This is a genomic window from Glycomyces halotolerans (genome assembly GCF_054779575.1).
This window is the reverse complement of record NZ_BAAGXZ010000003.1, coordinates 271,523-286,008: the sequence shown is the minus strand read 5'-3', so window position 1 is coordinate 286,008 and position 14,486 is coordinate 271,523. Positions and strand designations below refer to the sequence as shown.

The 14,486-nt window shown below is 69.8% G+C and carries 20 protein-coding genes; 10 read left to right on the top strand and 10 right to left on the bottom strand.

Features of this window, described 5'->3' with window-relative positions; genetic code table 11:
* Positions 1 to 79 precede the first annotated feature (79 nt).
* Genes ACYVL2_RS04855 through dut form a run of 4 tightly spaced genes read right to left on the bottom strand, consistent with a single transcriptional unit; the run spans position 80 to position 2,465 of the window.
* The gene (locus ACYVL2_RS04855) at positions 80 to 769 is read right to left on the bottom strand and encodes a DUF3159 domain-containing protein (RefSeq protein ID WP_460540738.1); all 690 of its coding nucleotides are present in this window, start codon (positions 767 to 769) and stop codon (positions 80 to 82) included.
* A 12-nt stretch (positions 770 to 781) separates the two neighbouring features.
* The gene (locus tag ACYVL2_RS04850; RefSeq protein ID WP_460540736.1) at positions 782 to 1,204 is read right to left on the bottom strand and encodes an OB-fold nucleic acid binding domain-containing protein; all 423 of its coding nucleotides are present in this window, start codon (positions 1,202 to 1,204) and stop codon (positions 782 to 784) included.
* A gap of 45 nt (positions 1,205 to 1,249) precedes the next feature.
* Positions 1,250 to 1,996 (bottom strand): DUF3710 domain-containing protein, encoded by a 747-nt coding sequence (locus ACYVL2_RS04845; protein WP_460540734.1) that lies wholly within the window; start codon positions 1,994 to 1,996, stop codon positions 1,250 to 1,252.
* Entirely contained in the window at positions 1,989 to 2,465 is a 477-nt protein-coding gene (gene dut / locus ACYVL2_RS04840) for a dUTP diphosphatase (protein WP_460540732.1), read from the bottom strand. Before dut ends, ACYVL2_RS04845 begins: the two co-directional genes overlap by 8 nt.
* Before the next feature lie 41 nt (positions 2,466 to 2,506).
* On the opposite strand from dut, the gene ACYVL2_RS04835 reads away from it, so the two are divergent.
* Positions 2,507 to 2,986 carry a DUF3093 domain-containing protein gene (locus ACYVL2_RS04835; RefSeq protein ID WP_460540730.1) on the top strand — a complete coding sequence of 160 codons (480 nt, stop codon included), beginning with the start codon at positions 2,507 to 2,509 and terminating at the stop codon, positions 2,984 to 2,986.
* 56 nt (positions 2,987 to 3,042) lie between these two features.
* Here the strand turns inward: ACYVL2_RS04835 and ACYVL2_RS04830 are convergent, their stop codons facing one another.
* On the bottom strand, positions 3,043 to 3,339 hold the full coding sequence (locus ACYVL2_RS04830; RefSeq protein ID WP_460540728.1) for a DUF4193 domain-containing protein: 297 nt from the start codon (positions 3,337 to 3,339) through the stop codon (positions 3,043 to 3,045).
* A gap of 356 nt (positions 3,340 to 3,695) precedes the next feature.
* Here ACYVL2_RS04830 and ACYVL2_RS04825 point away from each other — a divergent pair, with 356 nt between their 5' ends.
* The 3 genes from ACYVL2_RS04825 (at position 3,696) to ACYVL2_RS04815 (ending at position 6,510) form a co-directional block, all read left to right on the top strand.
* Positions 3,696 to 4,169, top strand: a complete 474-nt coding sequence (locus tag ACYVL2_RS04825) for a LytR C-terminal domain-containing protein (protein ID WP_460540726.1) — start codon at positions 3,696 to 3,698, stop codon at positions 4,167 to 4,169.
* A 214-nt stretch (positions 4,170 to 4,383) separates the two neighbouring features.
* Positions 4,384 to 5,985, top strand: coding sequence for an RNA polymerase sigma factor (locus ACYVL2_RS04820; protein WP_460540724.1), 1,602 nt, complete (start codon positions 4,384 to 4,386; stop codon positions 5,983 to 5,985).
* Between the two features lie 285 nt (positions 5,986 to 6,270).
* Positions 6,271 to 6,510, top strand: coding sequence for a DUF7455 domain-containing protein (locus ACYVL2_RS04815; RefSeq protein WP_460540722.1), 240 nt, complete (start codon positions 6,271 to 6,273; stop codon positions 6,508 to 6,510).
* Between the two features lie 95 nt (positions 6,511 to 6,605).
* Here ACYVL2_RS04815 and ACYVL2_RS04810 read toward each other — a convergent pair whose 3' ends face one another.
* Together ACYVL2_RS04810 and dtd are read right to left on the bottom strand one after the other, a co-directional pair.
* Positions 6,606 to 8,312: a DEAD/DEAH box helicase gene (locus ACYVL2_RS04810; protein WP_460540765.1), complete on the bottom strand. Its 1,707-nt coding sequence runs from the start codon at positions 8,310 to 8,312 to the stop codon at positions 6,606 to 6,608.
* 77 nt (positions 8,313 to 8,389) lie between these two features.
* Positions 8,390 to 8,812 (bottom strand): D-aminoacyl-tRNA deacylase, encoded by a 423-nt coding sequence (gene dtd / locus ACYVL2_RS04805; protein ID WP_460540720.1) that lies wholly within the window; start codon positions 8,810 to 8,812, stop codon positions 8,390 to 8,392.
* A gap of 41 nt (positions 8,813 to 8,853) precedes the next feature.
* Between dtd and ACYVL2_RS04800 the strand changes: the two genes are divergently transcribed.
* The 6 genes from ACYVL2_RS04800 to ACYVL2_RS04775 all read left to right on the top strand — a co-directional run bounded on the left by ACYVL2_RS04800 (position 8,854) and on the right by ACYVL2_RS04775 (position 12,562).
* A complete protein-coding gene (locus tag ACYVL2_RS04800) occupies positions 8,854 to 9,180 on the top strand; it encodes a DUF3099 domain-containing protein (RefSeq protein WP_460540718.1) in 327 nt (108 codons plus the stop codon).
* Between the two features lie 56 nt (positions 9,181 to 9,236).
* A complete protein-coding gene (locus ACYVL2_RS04795; protein ID WP_460540716.1) occupies positions 9,237 to 9,524 on the top strand; it encodes a DUF3039 domain-containing protein in 288 nt (95 codons plus the stop codon).
* A gap of 65 nt (positions 9,525 to 9,589) precedes the next feature.
* Positions 9,590 to 10,210 (top strand): trimeric intracellular cation channel family protein, encoded by a 621-nt coding sequence (locus ACYVL2_RS04790; RefSeq protein ID WP_460540714.1) that lies wholly within the window; start codon positions 9,590 to 9,592, stop codon positions 10,208 to 10,210.
* 156 nt (positions 10,211 to 10,366) lie between these two features.
* On the top strand, positions 10,367 to 11,323 hold the full coding sequence (locus tag ACYVL2_RS04785; RefSeq protein ID WP_460540712.1) for a sigma-70 family RNA polymerase sigma factor: 957 nt from the start codon (positions 10,367 to 10,369) through the stop codon (positions 11,321 to 11,323).
* A gap of 128 nt (positions 11,324 to 11,451) precedes the next feature.
* Positions 11,452 to 12,138, top strand: coding sequence for a metal-dependent transcriptional regulator (locus ACYVL2_RS04780; protein ID WP_460540710.1), 687 nt, complete (start codon positions 11,452 to 11,454; stop codon positions 12,136 to 12,138).
* Between the two features lie 82 nt (positions 12,139 to 12,220).
* On the top strand, positions 12,221 to 12,562 hold the full coding sequence (locus ACYVL2_RS04775; protein ID WP_460540708.1) for a PIN domain-containing protein: 342 nt from the start codon (positions 12,221 to 12,223) through the stop codon (positions 12,560 to 12,562).
* Positions 12,563 to 12,565: 3 nt separating this feature from the next.
* Here ACYVL2_RS04775 and ACYVL2_RS04770 read toward each other — a convergent pair whose 3' ends face one another.
* Genes ACYVL2_RS04770 through ACYVL2_RS04760 form a run of 3 tightly spaced genes read right to left on the bottom strand, consistent with a single transcriptional unit; the run spans position 12,566 to position 14,446 of the window.
* Entirely contained in the window at positions 12,566 to 13,189 is a 624-nt protein-coding gene (locus ACYVL2_RS04770) for a hypothetical protein (RefSeq protein ID WP_460540706.1), read from the bottom strand.
* On the bottom strand, positions 13,186 to 13,995 hold the full coding sequence (locus ACYVL2_RS04765) for a sulfurtransferase (protein ID WP_460540704.1): 810 nt from the start codon (positions 13,993 to 13,995) through the stop codon (positions 13,186 to 13,188). The genes ACYVL2_RS04770 and ACYVL2_RS04765 overlap by 4 nt, the downstream gene beginning before the upstream one ends.
* A 10-nt stretch (positions 13,996 to 14,005) precedes the next feature.
* The gene (locus ACYVL2_RS04760; RefSeq protein ID WP_460540702.1) at positions 14,006 to 14,446 is read right to left on the bottom strand and encodes a deaminase; all 441 of its coding nucleotides are present in this window, start codon (positions 14,444 to 14,446) and stop codon (positions 14,006 to 14,008) included.
* Between the last annotated feature and the right edge of the window lie 40 nt (positions 14,447 to 14,486).

Genomic DNA, 14,486 nt, shown 5'->3' with positions numbered 1-14,486 from the left:
TCGGGTTCAACGCCACTTACGGCAGCTCGAACACCGCTCCGGACCTGACCTGCACCATCGGCTGACAGGCGAGCGGATATCAGGCGGTCTCGGCCCCGGCGGCCGAGACCGCCTTCATCTTGCGCCGCACCGCCCAGATCGTCAGCGCCGTCAGACCGATGGTCACCGGCCAACCGCCGAAGAGGGTCACATAGCCGAGCGCGTGCTCAGCGTTGATGAAGTACAGCCACAGCCGCACCGAGTTCTTGACGATGAAGACCGCGCCCCAGAGGATGGTGATCTGGCTCAGCACGTCGACCAGCGCCTTGTTCTCGCGCCACTCCTTCTTGCCGCCCTGGGCCACCACGGCGTAGATCCAGCCGATGATCGGATGGCGGATCAGGGCCGAGCCGATCAGCAGGAAGCCGTAGACGCCGCCTTGGATGATCCCCGGCAGGTAGAAGTCGCGGGCGTCGTCGCTGCGCCAGGCGAGGAAGGCGCCGAGCGCGATGCCGAACAGGCCGTTGAGGGCGTAGCGGATCGGCTCCTTGCGCAGGGCCCGCCACAGGGCGATCACCAGCGCGCTGGAGGCCGAGACGACGATCGCCCACTGCAGGCCGTTCAGCGGCCCCAGGACGCGGTCGCCGAGGACCGGGTTGAGGATGACGAACAGGGTGATGGGGATCGCGGCCTCGACCACGCCTTTGACGCCGCCGAGCTGCTGGGAGAGCTGCTCGGTGAACGGCGGCAGCTGGTCCGGATCCTGGCGTGGCGGGGTCTCGGTGCTCAAAGGGTGCCTTTCTCAACGCCCCGATGACCGGAGCTCGTAGGTCGGGTTGTAGATCACGAGGCGGCCGTCGTGGCCCCGGACCACGCGGCCCCGGGCGACGAGCCTGGTCCCGGCCTCGAGTCCCACGATACGCCGTCGGCCCATCCAGACCAGCCCCACCTGGCCGGTGCCGTCGAACAGCTCGGCCTCGACCGACGGGGACCGGCCCTCGGTGTGGAGCACCACCGTGCGCAGGCGGCCGGCGACGACGGCCTGCCGGCGCGGCTCGAGGTCCTCGACGGGGGTGTAGTCGATCTCGCGATTCGCGAGGCGGTCCTGACGGACGTTCTCGGCGAACAACTCCTGGGACGGGGCCGCGAGCCGGCGAACCCATCCGCCGATGGTCCGTCCGGCACCGTCGGGTTCGCGGCCCTCGCCGCGTCGCCCGGCGGCCATCAATCGCGCTCTAGCTGGCGAGCCATGGTGCCGGTTCCCCCGCCCCTAGCGCTTGCGGGGCCCGGGAGACGGCTTGCGCCGCACCTGAGGCTTCGGCGTGTCCCCCGCGGAGACGATGGCGCGACTGCCGTCGCCGCCTTCGGCCTTGCGCTGTGCGATGCGCGCGGCGGCCTCTTCGGCCATCTTCGGCGGGAGTTTGAGCGGCAGCGGCTCGCGGACGGGCATGGCGAGGTTGCCGCGGTCGACCACGACCTGGCGCAGGGCGTCGTCGAGCTCGGGGGCGGCGTCCTCGTCGAGAGCGCGCTTGCCTTGGAAGGTGGCCTGCACGAACCAGCGCGGGCCGTCGACGCCGACGAAGCGCACCGAGTTGGCGCCCTTCTTCGTGGCGATCTTGGCGACCAGCTCGGTGCCCCAGCGGCCCTCCACCTCGTCGACGGTGCCGCCCTGGTCGGTGACCTGGCCGGTCAGCTCCTCGCGCATCTCGTCCCAGATGCCCTCGCTGCGGGGCGCGGCGCGCACCAGCAGCTGGAGCGCCGAGGACCCGGTGGTGAGGACGACCTGGCTGATATTGCCCTTGGCGTCGGTCTGGGCCTGGAAGCCGACGCCTTTGGGGACCGGCAGCCGGAGCGACCCGAGGTCGAGGCGGCGCAGGTCGTCGTCGGGGGCGTCAGCGAGGTCAAAGGGGCCCGTGGTCTCCTCCCGGGCGACCTCCTCGCCGGACTCGGCCAGCGAGTCGAGGACCGCGCCTTCCGCGGGGCGCTGCTTCTTCGACGACCGTCGCCGTCTAAACACGTTCGTTCTCCTCTGCCAGTCGACGGTGTCCGCCGGTGGAACCGTGGCCGTTCTCGCCGCGCTGCGACGGGGTCAGTTCGTCGACCTCGGTGAAGCGGGCGCGAACGACCGGTTGGACAACCAATTGTGCGATACGGTCCCCGCGCTCGATGACGGCGGTCCGCTCGGGGTCCAGATTGATGAGATTGCATTTGATCTCACCTCGGTAACCGCTGTCGATGGTGCCGGGTGCGTTGACGCCGGTGATCCCGAGGCGGTGGGCCAGGCCCGAGCGCGGGGTCACGAAGCCGACGTAGCCGTCGGGTATGGCCACGGCGATGCCGGTGGGCACGAGGGCGCGGCGGCCGGGGGCCAGTTCGACCCGCTCGGCGGCGTACAGGTCGGCCCCGGCGTCGCCGGGGTTGGCGTAGGCGGGGACGGGCAGCTCGGGGTCGAGCCGCCGGATGGCGACGGGCACGTCGGCGTTCACGGTCTCCGGTCTCCTCTCGGTCGAGAGCTATGGTCTCAGACATGGAGAGCACGCAACGGTACGCCGAGCGCATGCGGATGCCGGTCGCGGGCTGGCTGGCGACGGTGGTGTCGGCCGCCATCGCGGCCGGTCTGTCGAATTTCGGGGACCTGCGCTGGTGGCGAGTGGCCCTGAGCGCGGCGATCTTCGTGGTGCCGCTGGCGGGCGCGTGGTGGCTGGGGAGGCTGCCGGTGCGGGTGGTCGAAGAAGACGGCGAGGTGTGGCTCCACGTCGACGACGCGAGGCTGCCGATGTCGGTCGTCTCGGAGGTCGAGGTGCTCGACAGGACGGCCTATTCGGACGCGCTGGGGGTGGCCCTGCATCCGCTCGCCTTCGTGGTGCAGCGGCCGTGGCTGCGGCGCGGGGTGCGGGTCCGTTTGGACGATCCAGAGGACCCCACGCCGTACTGGGTGGTCTCCTCCCGCAACCCCGAGAGGCTGCGGGAGGCGTTGTCGGTCTCGTCGGGGGCCAGGCGGGCCTGAACCGGGGTCGGCGGCCGGGAGGCTCGGGCTGTGCGCCCCGGCTGCGTTGCTCGGGGTTAGGCGCAGTCCTTGCAGATCGGCTGGCCGTTCTTCTCCTTGGCGTACTGGCTCCGGTGGTGGACCAGGAAGCAGCTGGAGCAGCGGAACTCGTCGTTCTGCATCGGCAGGACCTTCACCGAGAGCTCTTCATCGCCGAGGTCGGCGCCGGGCAGCTCGAAGTTCTCGGCGACCTCGGCCTCGTCGACGTCCACGGCCCCGGACTGGTCGCTGCGGCCCTTGGCGAGCGCCTCGATGCTGTCGGTTCCGGCGGGCTCTTCCTTGTCCCGACGCGGGGCGTCATAGTCGGTTGCCATCGTCTTCCACTCCCATTGGTTTCTTCTGGCACAGGTGTCGAAGCGGCGCGACTCCGATGGCTGCGGCGGGGCCGCGGGGGCATTGTCGGCGACGCTCGGTTTCGACTTCGGTTTCCTGGCGGTCTCTGTTCCGTCCCTGCAGGCGGGGTACCTTACCGCGTGCAGTCCATTCGTATACACCATGTGCGGCACATTTTCATCCCCAATGTGGCGAGAAACACTCTTGTGGTATGGGCAGCGAGTGTAGCGCCTCTCGACCCCGGGCCGCCAAAGCGCACGATAGCCTTTGGACTACATCGAGAGTCGGGGAGGCCGCTGTGCGAATCGCTCGTATCCGCGCGTTGATAGTCTTGTGCGTGTTGGCGCTGGTGGCGACTGCCGCGACCCTCTGGGCGATCCGGAACGACTCCCAGCTGGTCGCCGGCGACGACTGCGAGCCGGGGGCGGTGGCGATCAAGACCGCTCCCATTCCCGACCCCGAGGAGATCGAGGTGGTCGTCCTCAACGGCACCGACCGGCCCGGGCTCGGCGAGCAGGCCGCCAGTCAGCTCGAGGACCGCGGTTTCGTCGTCACCGAGATCGGCGACACGGACGAGGAGGTCGAGCAGTCGGCGGTGGTGCGGTACGGCCCGGACCAGTACGCCGCGGGCATCCACACCCACGCGTACTTCTACGGGGGCCGCGACGGCTTCGACCTGGAGTGGGAGGAGCCGATCACCATCGTGCTCGGCGACGCCTTCAAGGAGGTCCGGTCCACTTCCGATGCCCGCCAGTCGTTCGCGCTCGGCAGCGGCATCTCGACGCCTGAGGGCACCTGCGCGGTAGAATAGAGCGCCGTCGCACCCCTCGGACAAATGACATTGCCACCAAAAACGCGGAAACACAGCTCGAAACGGCAACACGGACGGGCCGATCGCGCATTTCAGCGCTACAATTCACGCCTGCCCGGTCGTGTAGCGACCTGGGCTGCCGACCCAATATCCAATGCTCACCCGCCATGGAGCCCGGCTTCGCCGTGCCCGCCATTGCCTCGGAAGGTTGCTCGTGACTGACGCACGTCCCAACGGCACTGACGTCAATTCTCTGACCGACTCATTGCTCGAACTGGCCCGTGAGAGCGATGGACAGCTGACGTCCGCGAAAGTCGCTCAGGTCTTGGAGTCGGCGCAGGCCTCCCCCGCCGAGGGCAAGCTGGTGCTCAGAGCGCTGGCCGAAGCCGACGTCACCGTTGTCGTAGACGGCTCCTCCGGCCGCAAGCGCGTCCCCGCCGCCCGCACCGCCACCTCCTCGCGCACCGCGACCGCCAAGGCCGCGAAGAAGTCCACCAAGAAGGCCGCCGTCAAGAAGACCGCCGCCTCGGACGCCGACGGCGACGAGACCGCCGCGCCGAAGAAGAAGACCGCCAAGAAGTCCACCGCTAAGAAGGCCGCCGCCAAGAAGGCGGCCAAGAAGACGACCGCCAAGAAGGCCGCCGCCAAGAAGGTCGTCGAGGAGATCGTCGACGAAGAGGCGCTCGAGGCCCTCGCGGCCGCCGAGGCCGAAGCGGAGGCGGAGGCCACCAAGCCCGCCAAGAAGGCCACCCGCAAGAAGGCCGCCAAGAAGACCGCCTCGAAGAAGTCCAAGAAGGACAAAGCCGACGGCGACGAGCCCGACGAGAACGACTTCGAGTGGGACGAAGAGGACTCCGAGGCGCTCAAACAGGCCCGCAAGGACGCCGAGATGACCGCCTCGGCCGACTCGGTCCGCGCCTACCTCAAGCAGATCGGCAAGGTGCCGCTGCTGAACGCGGCCCAGGAGGTCGAGCTCGCCAAGCGCATCGAGGCCGGCCTCTACGCCACCGAGCGGCTCAAGCAGATGCGGGAGTCCGGCGAGGAGATCCCCACGCAGATGCGCCGGGACCTGGAGTGGATCATCCGCGACGGCGACCGCGCCAAGGACCACCTGCTCGAGGCGAACCTGCGGCTCGTCGTCAGCCTCGCCAAGCGCTACACCGGCCGCGGCATGGCCTTCCTCGACCTGATCCAGGAGGGCAACCTCGGCCTCATCCGGGCCGTGGAGAAGTTCGACTACACCAAGGGCTACAAGTTCTCCACGTACGCCACCTGGTGGATCCGCCAGGCCATCACCCGCGCCATGGCCGACCAGGCCCGCACCATCCGCATCCCCGTCCACATGGTCGAGGTCATCAACAAGCTCGGCCGCATACAGCGCGAGCTGCTGCAGGACCTGGGCCGCGAGCCGACTCCCGAAGAGCTGGCCAAGGAGATGGACATCTCCCCGGAGAAGGTCCTGGAGATCCAGCAGTACGCGCGCGAGCCGATCAGCCTGGACCAGACCATCGGTGACGAGGGCGACAGCCAGCTCGGCGACTTCATCGAGGACTCCGAGGCGATCGTCGCGGTCGACGCGGTCTCCTTCTCGCTCCTGCAGGGCCAGCTCCAGCAGGTGCTGCAGACCCTCTCCGAGCGCGAGGCCGGCGTGGTGCGACTGCGGTTCGGCCTCACCGACGGCCAGCCGCGGACCCTCGACGAGATCGGGCAGGTCTACGGGGTCACGCGCGAGCGCATCCGCCAGATCGAGTCCAAGACGATGTCCAAGCTGCGGCACCCGTCACGCTCGCAAGTGCTCCGCGATTACCTCGATTAGCCGCACGCCACACGGGTATTCGAACGTGGTGACGCCCGCAAGCCCGCCGAGCGGCGGGCCCGGCATCACCCGAACGGACGAAGGTACGCATGCCTCGCCAGGTTGCCGATCGGGGAATCCTCGGCTACGGTGTGGAACAACTATCGCGATCTGGCGGTGGAGTGGGCTGAGTCTCACTAAGCCGTACTAGGGAAGAGGTAGTACAGTGCAGGCGTTGAACGGAATGAGCCGGTCAACGGGCCGACCGAAAGAACAACGACTACCGAACGCAGCGGAGGACCTGGTATGACATCCACCCTGACGCCCCCGCCCCAGACGGAGGAACGTCCGATCGCGGGCGAGCGCTGCGATCGGTGTAGCGCCGCGGCAAAACTGCGTGTGATGCTCGCGGAAGGCAGCGACCTCGTCTTCTGCGGACACCACGCGAACCAGTACGCCGAGAAGCTCGTACCGATCGCCATCGACTTCAATGTCGCCCCCGAATTCGAGTGGCGCGGCATGGACCTCATGGCGTCGGAGAACTGACGCGCGCCTGACCACCCACAAGCTTCGAGACGAGCCCAGACGGTCCCCCGTCTGGGCTCGTCGCTTGTCCGGGGCGGGGATTCGAGAGCGGGCCCCTACCAGGAGCGGATCGTGGCGATGCGCTCCTCGAGCTGCTCGATGGTCGCCTGAGCGCTCGGCGGGCCCCCGCAGGCCGACCGCAGCTTCGCGTGGATCTTCCCGTGGGGTTCGCCCGTAGCGAACGCGTGGGCGCCCACCAACTGGTTCAATTGCTTGCGCAGCTTCAACCGCCGCTGAGCGTTGGTCATCGACGGCTCCGCCTGCGGCCGCGTCGAGGCCGCCTCCCCGGCCTTGCGCCGCTGCTTGGCCAGCTGCTCGCGCTGGCGCTTCTGCAGCAGCAGATGGACCTGCTCGGAGGTCAGCAGCCCCGGCAGGCCCAGGTACTCCTCCTCCTCGGCGCTCCCGGCCTGGACCGGCAGACCGAACGAGCCGCCCTCGAAGATCACCTGGTCGAGCTCCGCGCTCGATTCCAGGGTCTCGCGCTCGCCCAGATCGGTGCCCTCGTTGAGCCGGCGCTGCGCCCGCTCCAGCAGCTCCTCGGGGTCGGCGTCCTCGGACTTCTGCTTGATGACGTGGTCCCGGTCGGCCTCCAGGCTCTCGGCCAGCTGCAGCAGCGGCACCACGCTCGGCAGGAACACCGAGGCGGTCTCCCCGGGCCGCCGCGACCGCACGAACCGGCCGATCGCCTGCGCGAAGTACAGCGGGGTGTGCGCATTGGTCGCGTAGACCCCGACGGCCAGCCGCGGAATGTCGACGCCCTCGGAGACCATGCGGACGGCGATCAGCCACTCGTCATCCGAATCGGAGAACTTCGCGATGCGGTCGGAGGATCCGGCGTCGTCGGAGAGCACCAGCGTGGCGCTCTTGCCGGTGACGCGCTTGAGGATCCCCGCATAGGCCCGGGCCGTGTTCTGGTCGGAGGCGATGATCAGGCCGCCCGCGTCGGGCATCCCGGCCGCCCGCAGGGAGCCCAGGCGCCGATCGGCCGCGCCGATGACCTGTTTGATCCACTCCCCCGCCGGGTCCAGGGCCGTGCGCCACGCGTGGCTGGTCAGCTCCTTGGTGAGCGGCTGCCCCAGCCGCACCGCCAGCTCGTCGCCCGCGCTGGAGCGCCACTTGGCCTCGCCGGAGTAGGCCATGAACATCACCGGCCTGACCACGCCGTCGGCCAGCGCGTCGCGGTAGCCGTAGACCGAGTCGGCGCTCGAGCGCTTGGAGCCGTCGGGGGCCTCCTCGTACTCGACGAACGGGATGGGGTTGTCGTCGCTGCGGAAGGGCGTCCCGGTGAGCGCCAGGCGGCGCTCGGCCTCGTCGAAGGCGGTCTGGACGCCCTCGCCCCAGGAGCGGGAGTCGCCGGCGTGGTGGATCTCGTCGAGGATCACCAGGGTGCGGCGGGCCAGGGTGCGGCGGCGGTGGACGGCCGGGTCGGCGCCGATCTGGGCGTAGGTGACGACCACGCCGTGGTAGTCGGAGGCACTGTGGACGTCGCCGTTGCGGAAGGCCGGGTCGAGCTGGATGCCGAAGGCCGCCGCGGCGGCCGACCACTGTGTCTTGAGGTGCTCGGTGGGGGCCACGACGGTCACGGTGTCGACGGTGCCGTCGGCCAGGAGGTCGTAGGCGATGCGCAGCGCGAAGGTGGTCTTGCCGGCGCCCGGGGTGGCCACCGCGAGGAAGTCCCGGCGCTGGCCCCGGTGGTAGGCGACCATGGCTTTGCGCTGCCAGACCCGAAGCGACGGAAGCGATTCGGGCGGGGCGGCCGGGATCATGCGGGCTCCTTCTTTCGTCGAAGCTTGCGGGGCGGACAGACGGGCTCGATTCTAGAGGGCTGGGGCCGTCGGTTTCAGCGCTCCAGGAGGATGGTGTTGGGGCCGACGTTGACGCTGCGGACTTCCATCATCGCGCCGAAGGATCCGGTCTCCACGTGCGCGCCGGACTCGCGCAGGAACGTGGCCACGGCCTCGACCAAGGGCTCGGCCACGGGCCCGGGGGCCGCGCCGTTCCAGGAGGGGCGGCGGCCCTTGCGGGTGTCGGCGTAGAGCGTGAACTGGCTGACCAGCAGGATCGGCGCCTCCATATCGGATGCCGACCGCTCGTCGGGCAGGATGCGGAGCCTCCAGATCTTGTCGGCGATCCACTTCGCCTCGTCGAGTCCGTCCGAACGGGCGACACCGACCAGGACGAGGAGGCCGTCGCGGATCGCGCCGACGCTCGTTCCCTCGACGGTCACTTCGGCTTCGCTGACGGTCTGCACGACTGCTCTCATGACGATGATCATCGCGCACCGGATCGGAGTAGGGTCGAGGGGTGGGACGGCGTGAGAAGGCTGCGGTCATCACCGACGCTGACCGCTCCCCCGCCGAGGAGCGGCGGATCAGGACGGTCAGATATGTCTGGATGATGTCCCTTCGCGCGGCACTGGTGCTCCTGTGCGGGGTGCTGCTGATGGTCCGCGCGCCGCTGCTGTGGCTGTGGCTCCCCTTGACGCTGATCGGCATGGTGGCGCTGCCGTGGCTGGCGGTCCTGCTGGCCAACGACCGGCTCCCGCCGGACCGCCGCCGCCTCTTCCGGCCCCATCGCAGGCGCGCCGAGACGCTCCCGCCGAGCGAACACCGCATGATCGATTCGGAATAACGCGCGTTACGTGGCAGACTTGACAGGTCTTTCCCGTGAACGAGGAGTGAGTTGACGTGAGCGAGCTTCCCACCCGGCACAGTTACGCCTCGCGAGCTTCGGCGAGCGGCGGCGGCTCGACGACGCTCGACGAGCAGACGGAGATCAAGCCGGACTACAGCTACTCGGAAGGCGACGAGGAGCGCTTCTCGCACTACGTGCCCAAGGAAAAGCTCATGGCCGCCATGGTCGACGGCGTTCCGGTCAAGGCTCTGTGCGGGAAGATGTGGGTGCCTTCACGCGACCCCGAGCGCTTCCCGATCTGCCCGAGCTGCAAAGAGATCTACGCCAAGATGAAGAAGTAGTAAGGTCCGTCGCCGTCCCGACGAGGTCGGCGATGTGATCCGGCTCTGCCTGCTATAACGCCGAGGTGGAGCCTTTTTCTCTGACGCTGGTCGCCGACCTGCTCGGCACCGCGGTCTTCGCCGCCTCCGGCGCCTCGGCGGCCGTGGCCAAGCGACTCGACATGTTCGGCGTCGCGGTCATCGGCGTGCTCACCGCCCTCGGCGGCGGCGCGCTGCGCGACCTGCTCATCGGCGCGGTCCCGCCGCTGCTGCTGACCGACTGGCGCTACCCGACCGTGGCCGTGCTGACCGCGGTGGCCGTCTTCCGATACCACCCGGCCCTGTCGCGGCTGCGCACCACGATGCTGGTGCTCGACGCGGCCGGCCTGGCGCTGTTCACGGTGATCGGCACCCTCAAGGGCCTCGACTTCGGTCTGGCCGTCTACGCGGCTTGCATCGTCGGAGTACTCTCCGGAATCGGAGGCGGCATCCTGCGGGACGTGCTGACTCAACAGATCCCGGTGGTCCTGCGCGCGGACTTCTACGCGCTGGCCGCCGCGATCGGCTCGATCATCGTGGCCGTGGGCGCGCGGTGGGAGTCGCAGATCGGCCTGGCGACGCTCGCGATCCCCGCGGCCGTGGCGATCTTCGTTGTACGGCTGGTTGCCATCAGGTATCGGTGGCAGGCCCCCAAGCCGAACTTCTGACGCTGTATCCCGGGTTCGTGCCACCCTTCCCGCTGCGGGGTTTCATTCGCCGATTCGGCCTGCAAGCTGGTACTTCCACCGGCCCGGTTCCCACCGGGCGAGGAGCGGGAGACACCCACCCGCTAGCGAGGGACTGCAGCGAAAGGCGAACCAACGATGGCACCCGTCGACAGCATCCGTCAGCGGCCGGCTCAGCGCGCGGCCGAATACTCCGGCGATCCCGTGCGCGCCTACCTCAACGGCATCGGCAAGCACCGGCTCCTCACGGCCCCTGAGGAGGTCGAGTGCGCCAAGGCGATCGAGGCGGGCCTGATGGCCGAGCGCCGAATCTCCGAGTCGACCGACCCCGACCTGCGAGGGGATCTGGCCAAGGTCGCGGCCGAGGGGCGGGCGGCGAAGCAGCGGATGCTGGAGTCGAACCTGCGACTGGTGGTGAGCGTGGCCAAGCGCTACTCCGGCCACGGCATGAGCCTGCTGGACTTGATCCAGGAGGGCAACCTCGGGCTCATCCGCGCGGTCGAGAAGTTCGACTACCAGAAGGGCTACAAGTTCTCCACCTACGCCACCTGGTGGATCCGGCAGGCGATCAACCGGGCCGTGACCGACCAGTCGCGGACGATCCGGGTGCCGGCGCACACCGTCGACCAGATCAAGCGCATGAACCGGGCGCGGCAGGACCTGTTGGTCGAGCTGGGCCGCGAGCCGCGCTACGAGGAGATCGCCGAGGCGATCGACACCACTCCGGGCAAGGTCCTGGAGCTGATGAGCTACGACCGGGAGCCGGTGAGCCTGGACCAGACCGTCGGCGAGGACGACTCGACGGCGCTGGGCGACCTGGTCGCGCACATGCCGCGGGAGCAGGCCGGCGAGGAGTCGGTCTCGTACGCGCTGCTGCGGCGCCACATCGCGTCGGTCCTGGCGAGCCTGCCCGAGCGCGAGCAGACCGTGCTGCGGCTTCGGTTCGGGATCGATGACGGTCGGCAACGTACACTCGAGGAGGTTTCTGCGGATTTCGGACTCTCGCGGGAGCGCGTCCGCCAGATCGAGAAGAACGCCCTGCACCGCCTGCGTCAGCCCGATTACGCGGGACGGCTCGCTGAGTATGTGGCGTGAGAGGCATATATCATTGGTGGTGACAGGGGGTCTGGCGGCACTTGACCCACCCGCCCGGATGACGCGGGCCGGCCACGGCTCGCAAGCCGTCGCCATGGCCGGGCGGCCCTTAACGAAGGAACGAAGCTGTGACCACGGACCTCGTCGATACCACCGAGATGTATCTGCGCACGATCCTCGAACTCGAGGAGGAGGGCGTTCCGGCGCTGCGCGCCAGAATCGCCGAAAGGCTTGAACAGAGCGGTCCGACGGTCTCCCAGACGGTCGGGCGGATGCAGCGCCACGGGCTGCTCAATGTCAAAAGCGACCGCCACCTCGAGCTGACCGAGGAGGGGCGCAGGCAGGCGGTGGCCGTGATGCGCAAGCACCGGCTGGCCGAGCGGCTCCTGGTCGACGTCATCGGCATGTCCTACGTCGAGGCCCATGAAGAGGCCTGCAAGTGGGAGCACGTGATGAGCGACTCGGTCGAGAAGCGCGTCTACGACCTGCTCCAACGCCCGACCCACTCGCCGTACGGCAACACCATCCCCGGACTCGAAGAGCTCGACGCCGGCGCGCTGTCGCCCACCGGGGAGGACGGCGAGCGCCCGCTGAGCGTGGTGGGACCGGGCTCGAAGGTGCGCGTGACGCGCCTGTGCGAGTCGGCGCAGACCCACCCGGACCTGCTGACGGCCCTGCATGAGGCCGGGATCGACCCGGGCGCCCAGATCGTGATCGACCGCTCCGACGGCGAGATCGTGATCGCCTCGGGAGCCGAGACGCTCCGCCTGCCGGTCGACGACGCCGCGAAGGTCTTCGCCGCTCCGGTCGAGTGACGGCCGCGGCCTGGACGCCGAGGGCGACGATGCTTGACCGGGGGGTGCGGGCACCGGTAGTCTGTCCCCAGCCGGAAACCGCTTGCGCGGGCCCGGCTGCGACGACTTTCCACCCCAGCAGGGCGCACTCCACGTTCCCCCGGCGCGGAGGGCGCCCTGTTGCCCTCCCCGGAACTCGAACCCTGCCGGTCGCGGGCGCACCGCGGAACGGGTGGAGGAGATGGTCGACGACCTCGCCTCGCAGGTCTATCCGATCGACCGCGAGGTGGCCAGAGCCGCGGCCGCCATTCGCGCCGGGCGCGGCGGCGTCAGACTTCCAGACGCGCTCGTCCTCGCCACCGGCGGCATCCTCGACGCCGAGGTGCTGACCGCCGACAAACGGTGGGGCGCCGAGCCGGGGCGCGTCACGGTCCTCGAACCGTGAAGGTCACTCCTCGGATTTGGCGTCGGCGCGGGCCTGGTTGATAGACCCGGCCAGCTCGGTGAAGCCCGGCACCAGCGCCTCGACCTCGGCGGGTTCGGTGCCCTCAGGAGTGGTGTAGCGCATCTCGAAGATGTCGCCGCCGTCGTACCAGCCCATCTCGAGCGCCGGCCCGGCCCCGGTGTCCTCGGTGTGCACGATCCAGTAGGCCGACTCCCCGAGGTCGTCGACGCTCTCGACGCCGTCGGGAAGCTCCTCCTCGTAGACCTCCACGCTGGCCTCGGTGCCGATGACGAACAGCGTCAGATCAGGATAGGCCGCCTCGCCGGTCTGGACGGCGCAGGTCGCCTGGGCGGGCGCGTCATCCTCGGCCTCCTCGCCGGCCCCGCCGGAGGCGAAGCGGAAGTCCCGGCCGGTGACCTCGTTGAGCTGCGCCGGGTCGATCAGCGGGCAGGCCCCGCCGGCCTCCTCGAGGTCGAGCTCGACCGGACCGGTCGCCTCCTCGGTGGGCGTCTCGGTGTCGGCACCGGTCTCCACCTGCCCGTCGTCGGGGTCATCGCCCTCGTCGCCTCCGCAGGCGGCCAGCGCAAGCGCCAACGCCGCCACCGAGATCAGTGCGAACCTCTTCATCGTTCCTCCCCAGTGGCGACCTCGCGGTCGAGTGAGACCCAGTCGCTCCAGGAGCCGACGTAGATCGGCGGCGTCGGCAGGCCGGCGGCGGTCGCCGCCAACGCCGCGCGGGACGCGCCCACGCCCGAGCCGCAGTAGAAGGCCGCATCGCGGTGCGGCTCATAGCGGGTCTTGAGTGTATCGGTGTCGGCGAACCGGCCCTCGGGGCCGAAGTCGTGGCCGATCGGCAGATTGACCGCCCCGGGGATGTGCCCGGCGACGGGGTCCATGGGCTCGTGCTCGCCCCGGTAGCGCTCGGGCGCGCGCACATCGACCAGTTCGCGCTCGGCGGCCCAGCGGGCGGCCCCGTCGGCGTCCAGCACCGGCAGGCTCCCGGGCCGCACGGTCAGATTCCCGCGTTCGGGCCTGGGGACGGTGTAGGACAGCGGGTAGCCGGAAGCGATCCAGGCGCCGATGCCGCCGTCGAGGACGTGGACGTCCTCGTGGCCGGCCCAGCGCAGGGTCCACCAGGTGCGGGCGGCGGCCATGCCGTCGCCGTCGTCGTAGACCACGACGGTCGAGTCGTCGCTCACTCCGGCGTCGCGCAGCGCCTCCTGGAGCCGCTCGGGGTCGGGCAGTGGGTGGCGTCCGCCGGTCGCGCCGACCGGCCCGCACACGTCGCGCTCGAAATCGAGCCAGACCGCCTCGGGCAGGTGCCCTGCGCGGTAGTCCGCTTCACGGGAGGGTCCGCCCAGCGTCCAGCGGACGTCCAGGAGCACCGGCCCGGCTAGTCCGGCAACCTCGTCGGCGCCGATCAATGGCCTCATAGGTGTCAGGTTAACCGAGATGCGCATTGGGCCGTGCGGCCGCTTCGGCGAACTCCGGCATCGTCTCCACGGCCACGCCGGCCTCGCGCAGCGCGGCGGCTCCGCTCGGCGCGCTCACGAAGTGCCCCGGCTCGGCGAGGGCGTAGACGACCCGGGACACCTCGGCCTCGGCCAGGAGCCGGGCGCACGGCTCCGGCCGCGAGGCCCGCTGCCCGCACGGCTCCATCGTCGAGTAGACCGTCGCGCCGCGAACCGGGGCGCCGGCTCGGCGCAGCGCGACCTCCTCGGCGTGGTCCCGGGGGTCCTCGGCCCGCGAGTGCCCTTCGGACACGAGCGTCCCGTCCACTACGATCACCACGCCCACGCTGAACGCGGTCCGCGACGGCGGGCACCGCTCGGCCTGCGCTACCGCGCGCGCCATCCAGCGCGCGTCTTCCTCGGAGTTCGGCACCGCCCAAACGTACCGTCCCGCGCTCCGGGCAACGGGTGTG

Coding starts and splice junctions, on each gene's coding strand:
- ACYVL2_RS04850 (WP_460540736.1), bottom strand. CDS start 1,204: ATGGCCGCCGGGCGACGCGGCGAGGGCCGCGAACCCGACGGTGCCGGA.
- ACYVL2_RS04835 (WP_460540730.1), top strand. CDS start 2,507: ATGGAGAGCACGCAACGGTACGCCGAGCGCATGCGGATGCCGGTCGCG.
- ACYVL2_RS04830 (WP_460540728.1), bottom strand. CDS start 3,339: ATGGCAACCGACTATGACGCCCCGCGTCGGGACAAGGAAGAGCCCGCC.
- ACYVL2_RS04815 (WP_460540722.1), top strand. CDS start 6,271: ATGACATCCACCCTGACGCCCCCGCCCCAGACGGAGGAACGTCCGATC.
- dtd (WP_460540720.1), bottom strand. CDS start 8,812: ATGAGAGCAGTCGTGCAGACCGTCAGCGAAGCCGAAGTGACCGTCGAG.
- ACYVL2_RS04785 (WP_460540712.1), top strand. CDS start 10,367: ATGGCACCCGTCGACAGCATCCGTCAGCGGCCGGCTCAGCGCGCGGCC.
- ACYVL2_RS04770 (WP_460540706.1), bottom strand. CDS start 13,189: ATGAAGAGGTTCGCACTGATCTCGGTGGCGGCGTTGGCGCTTGCGCTG.
- ACYVL2_RS04765 (WP_460540704.1), bottom strand. CDS start 13,995: ATGAGGCCATTGATCGGCGCCGACGAGGTTGCCGGACTAGCCGGGCCG.